Genomic DNA, 4,359 nt, shown 5'->3' on the forward strand with positions numbered 1-4,359 from the left:
AGATCCCAAGAGTTAGTTTTTTATCTTGTATTAAATCTAATAGTGATACTTCTTTTGATTCCGCTATATTTAGCGCTTTGGCGAGTCTTTTGTGCGTTGCTATTGAAGGCGAGAGGCCCGTTGTTGAGCTCTCCTCTGTAAAATAAATATGCTCTTTTCTGTAATCATTTTTATAAAGCGATAACGCACAAACATTATTTGAAGTATTAGATAGCTCTTGGATTACTTTACCTGAAGGGATAAGCATGCGGTTAAAGGTAATATTAGGAAGTTGTTTTTCAAGTAATGAAATTATGCTTTCGTCACGGCCTTGGTGTTGATATTGACCATTTAAAATATAATAGGGTGCAAAGTCGTGCGCTAGCCAGTTTATGGTTCTAGCATTGCCTATTGAGCTCAGACAGAAAAAAAGTAAGAAAGTTAAAAATATACGGAGCATTACAACAGCTGCCAGTAATTATTATTGTAAAACTATTGTAACCAATAAAGAGCTAAAAAGTAAAATGCCAGCAACGAGGCTGGCATAATATCTTATCAATAATTGCAATAATAAAAGGGCAATTAAAGTTATGTGTTGCTTAGTTAGCTTTTAGCCACTTAACAAACTGGCGTGCATCACTCGCTTTTTGAAACAATGCATTTTTTAAACCTTGTGTATCACTAAAGATTACACGATGTTTGTTTACTGAAATTGATTGCACTGGATGTGCGATTTGGATCATAGACCCATTATATTTATAAGACATAATAAAACTCACTTTATTCTTGTTATTTATTCTGCGCTATATTTTTATAGCAAATTGCAGTTAATAAATTAACGATGTTGTGTTTAGCTTCATTACAGTGTTGACGATCTTTATGACACTTTTGCGATGATAGTAAAAAATCATCTCGGTATTATTCAAGGGGTTCTCGCCGTACAATAACTTAGCTTTCAAATATACGTTTTGCGGGGCTTACTGGATCAGGGTAAATGGTTAACCGCGGCGGTTTCTTTAAACCAGAGAGGGAAGGTAACTTATATATAAATTGTGCGCAAGCTATTTTTGTAAAAATATTTATAATAAATCTTATCAACTGCTTACAAAGCCCATTTTTAGTTACCAAAGGATAAGTATGAATTACCTAATAGTGAGTGATATTTATGGTTTAACCCCTGCTTTAAGGAGGTTATCACACGCAATTAGTTCAAATTTAGTGATTGTTGACCCTTACAATAACAAGTATCAAGCTATTGAAAGTGAACAAGATAGTTACAACAATTTTATACAGCAGTGTGGCCATGATAAATACACCGACAAACTTCAAAAATGCTTTGAGAGTTTAAAACTGCCAACGACGTGTATTGCTTTTAGTGCAGGGGCAAGTGCAGCATGGCGGGCACAGTTATTAACAGGCAATACACACCTTAAAAAGTTAATTGGCTTTTACCCGTCGCAAATTAGACATAATTTAAATTTAAGCGCAAAAGTACCCTGTGAGTTCATATTTCCAGCAAGTGAGAGTCACTTTAATGTTGATGAAGTTATTAAAGCTTTAAGCACCAAAGCGAATGTTAAGTGCTATAAAACCAATTTTTTGCATGGTTTTATGAACGAGTACTCAACCAATTTTAACGCGCAAGGGCTTGTTGAATATAGTAACTATATAAAACAGAGCAGCCGTTAAAGCGTGTTTAGCTGCTCTTTACTAATATCAGGAAAATCGGTGCGGGTATTATATTTTGCATACAGCGTTGTAAAAACGCTACTACCGGATAGCTTATCTAACTCTTTTATAAAGGTTTTCGCACTAGAACGAACGGGTCTACAGCATACTTGATACTGTTTTATTATACCCGCGACAGATAAACCTTGTTTTTGTAGCTCCAAATCGGCCTGTGCAAAAAAAGCCGCACCCGTCCAATAAACACGTTGCTGGGCTCGTTGTTTCCACATATCGGCAGAGAGCTTATCAAGTGGCTGTGTTTTAGTTTTAGTTTGCAGGCGGGCACGATCAAATCCTGCATTTAAACGTTGTACAAATTGCGGCTGGGTAATTATACCGCTGTCACGCATTATTACGTTTTGCATATAACTGGCAAAACCCTCGCTAAGCCAAAAACCGGAGTAGGGAAGTAGCGGCAAATATAAATGCGAAAGTTCATGGTATAGCGTCCAATCTTTAGTGAATGCATTTAAACTGGCATAGCGATCTATATGTAGTTCAAGCCCATCGGGGTTATTGCGCTTAACTGTAGCCCAAGGTACAGGCTCAAAAGCAAAGTATTGCGGTTTTAAATAAATAGGCAATGTGGTTTGTTTTAAAGGTCCCAGTGTATTTTGTGTTTTTTCAACACTTTGATTAACCCATATAGACACCGTATTTTGAGCATTACTTGAGAGCGAGCTAAGGTTATGTATGGCTACTTCAACGGCTAATGCGTTAAAAGAGCTGATTAATAGTAGCAGTACAAAAAAAAATTTCATTAAAATGCTCCACTGTAATTTAATAACTGGTACGAAAATTCTAATATACAAGACTAACTAAATGGATAAATAATCACGCCTAATTCTTTATTTTTTAAAATGATAGTAACTATAAAAGTACAAATACAGACACTCCTAGCTAAGCATGGTTTAATCAATTAATCGTTATTTTAAGTTAGGTTTAGCCATGACGTATCAGCATATTCAAGTTCCTGAGCACGGCCAAAATATCACTATTGATGCACAAGGACACTGGCAAATACCGTTAGAACCTATCATTGCCTTCATTGATGGCGATGGCGTGGGGCTAGATGTTATGCCGGTAATGCGCCATGTCGTTGATAGTGCAATTGAGCATTGTTATAAAAGCGCACGGAAAATTCATTGGATGCAGGTTTATAATGGCGAGCAGGCCGCAAAGCTGTACGACGGTGATTGGTTTCCACAAGAAACAATTAACGCGGTACGTGCCTGTAAAATTGCCATAAAAGGGCCGTTAACCACACCACTGGGTGGTGGTTTTCGATCTCTTAATGTTGCACTCAGGCAAGAAATGGATTTGTTTGTAAATATGCGCACTATAAAAGGTTTTAGTGCACTCCCTTCTCCTTTAAAAAACCCTTTTTTAACAAACATAACAGTGCTTCGTGATAGTAGCGAAGACGTGTACTCAGGTATTGAGTGGCAAGCAGGCAGTGTAGAGAGCGAAAAAATGCTCGATTTTTTATGTGAGGAAATGGGCGTAACCCGCCTAAGGTTTTCACAAGAGTGCGGAATTGGTATTAAAAATATATCTAAAGAAGGCTCTGAGCGACTAATGCGCTTTGCAATTAACTATGCACTTAAAAACAATAGTGAATCATTAACGCTAGTGCACAAAGGTAATGTACTTAAATTTACCGATGGTGCATTTAAGCGTTGGGGGTTTGCACTTGCACAAAACGAGTTTAATGCCACTGCACATGAAAATGGGCGTTGGTTGCAAATAGAGCGAGCACACCAAGCGCCCTTAATTATTAAAGAAGTCATAGCTGACAACATGCTGCAACAATGTTTAATGCATCCAGAGCAATTTGATGTAGTGGTGACGACTAACCAAAATGGCGACTTTTTAGCAGATATGCTCAGTGCACAAGTTGGTGGTGTTGGCATAATGCCCGCTGCAAATTTAAATAACGATGTCGCATTTTTTGAGCCTACACATGGCACGTTTGAACGTATAGCAGGGCAAAATAAAGCAAACCCCAGTAGTAGTATTTTAAGTGCGGTATTAATGCTTAAATTTATGGGGTGGGACGAGGGCGCATTACTCATAGAAAATGCGTTAGAGCAAACATTTAAAAGCGGTGAAGTAACCTTTGATTTAGCGCAAGAGCAGAGCGATAACTCAAGTATTCATAACTCGACAACCTTAACTTGTACTGGCTTTGCAAAGAAGGTTATCGAGCACTTTTAAATACATCCATTATTAAGCTGCTGAGGCAGTTTTTACTCTGTGCATACAAGGGCGGTTGGTTAACTGCGCTGCACGATGGTAAATCTCATGTGCTTGGGGTTCATCGCACTGTGTACCACTAAGCGTATCCATTAACGCAACAACAATAATTGCAGGAACCTGGCAGCAATACTCGTCTAAAACGGCTTCCGTAGTTTGTGCATCAACATGGCAAAGTGGATGATTTTTAAGTTGGTATGCATTTAATAATGTATCAACTTCTAATACATCATCTGGTTGATGCTTTGTTTTACGGCATTTACAACCAAACTCGTCAACTAAAGTAGCTAACGCTTGGTAAGTTTCAGTGGTTTTAGCCTTAGTGCATAACTGCTCTTCAATGAACTGATGCAAGTTAGCATCGATGAATAATCCGTCTTGGCGTGTGAAAGAAGC

Annotated in this window: 5 protein-coding genes and 1 pseudogene; 2 read left to right on the forward strand and 4 right to left on the reverse strand. The window is 37.9% G+C overall.

Translation table 11 applies throughout. The features are described from left to right. Together CXF89_RS18485 and CXF89_RS21250 are read right to left on the reverse strand one after the other, a co-directional pair. Positions 1–439, reverse strand: a pseudogene (locus CXF89_RS18485) (hypothetical protein); the annotation flags it as partial. 139 nt (positions 440–578) lie between these two features. Continuing rightward, positions 579–746, reverse strand: coding sequence for a hypothetical protein (locus CXF89_RS21250; RefSeq protein ID WP_002961566.1), 168 nt, complete (start codon positions 744–746; stop codon positions 579–581). 370 nt (positions 747–1,116) lie between these two features. Between CXF89_RS21250 and CXF89_RS18490 the strand changes: the two genes are divergently transcribed. Continuing rightward, positions 1,117–1,668: a hypothetical protein gene (locus CXF89_RS18490; RefSeq protein ID WP_024604154.1), complete on the forward strand. Its 552-nt coding sequence runs from the start codon at positions 1,117–1,119 to the stop codon at positions 1,666–1,668. On the opposite strand, the gene CXF89_RS18495 is transcribed toward CXF89_RS18490, so the two are convergent. Further along, positions 1,665–2,468, reverse strand: a complete 804-nt coding sequence (locus CXF89_RS18495) for a M61 family metallopeptidase (RefSeq protein ID WP_121955419.1) — start codon at positions 2,466–2,468, stop codon at positions 1,665–1,667. The genes CXF89_RS18490 and CXF89_RS18495 overlap by 4 nt on opposite strands. Positions 2,469–2,655: 187 nt before the next feature. Between CXF89_RS18495 and icd the strand changes: the two genes are divergently transcribed. After that, entirely contained in the window at positions 2,656–3,924 is a 1,269-nt protein-coding gene (icd, locus tag CXF89_RS18500) for an NADP-dependent isocitrate dehydrogenase (protein WP_121955420.1), read from the forward strand. Positions 3,925–3,936: 12 nt separating this feature from the next. On the opposite strand, the gene CXF89_RS18505 is transcribed toward icd, so the two are convergent. Next, the coding region (locus tag CXF89_RS18505; RefSeq protein WP_121955421.1) for a hypothetical protein at positions 3,937–4,359 on the reverse strand (423 nt) is incomplete at its 5' end.

It is taken from the genome of Pseudoalteromonas sp. MelDa3 (assembly GCF_002863625.1).
GTDB lineage: Bacteria > Pseudomonadota > Gammaproteobacteria > Enterobacterales > Alteromonadaceae > Pseudoalteromonas > Pseudoalteromonas arctica.

What these genes read in the sequence shown, in the direction of transcription:
- CXF89_RS21250 (WP_002961566.1), bottom strand. Translation starts at nt 746, where the DNA reads ATGTCTTATAAATATAATGGGTCTATGATCCAAATCGCACATCCAGTG.
- CXF89_RS18490 (WP_024604154.1), top strand. Translation starts at nt 1,117, where the DNA reads ATGAATTACCTAATAGTGAGTGATATTTATGGTTTAACCCCTGCTTTA.
- CXF89_RS18495 (WP_121955419.1), bottom strand. Translation starts at nt 2,468, where the DNA reads ATGAAATTTTTTTTTGTACTGCTACTATTAATCAGCTCTTTTAACGCA.
- icd (WP_121955420.1), top strand. Translation starts at nt 2,656, where the DNA reads ATGACGTATCAGCATATTCAAGTTCCTGAGCACGGCCAAAATATCACT.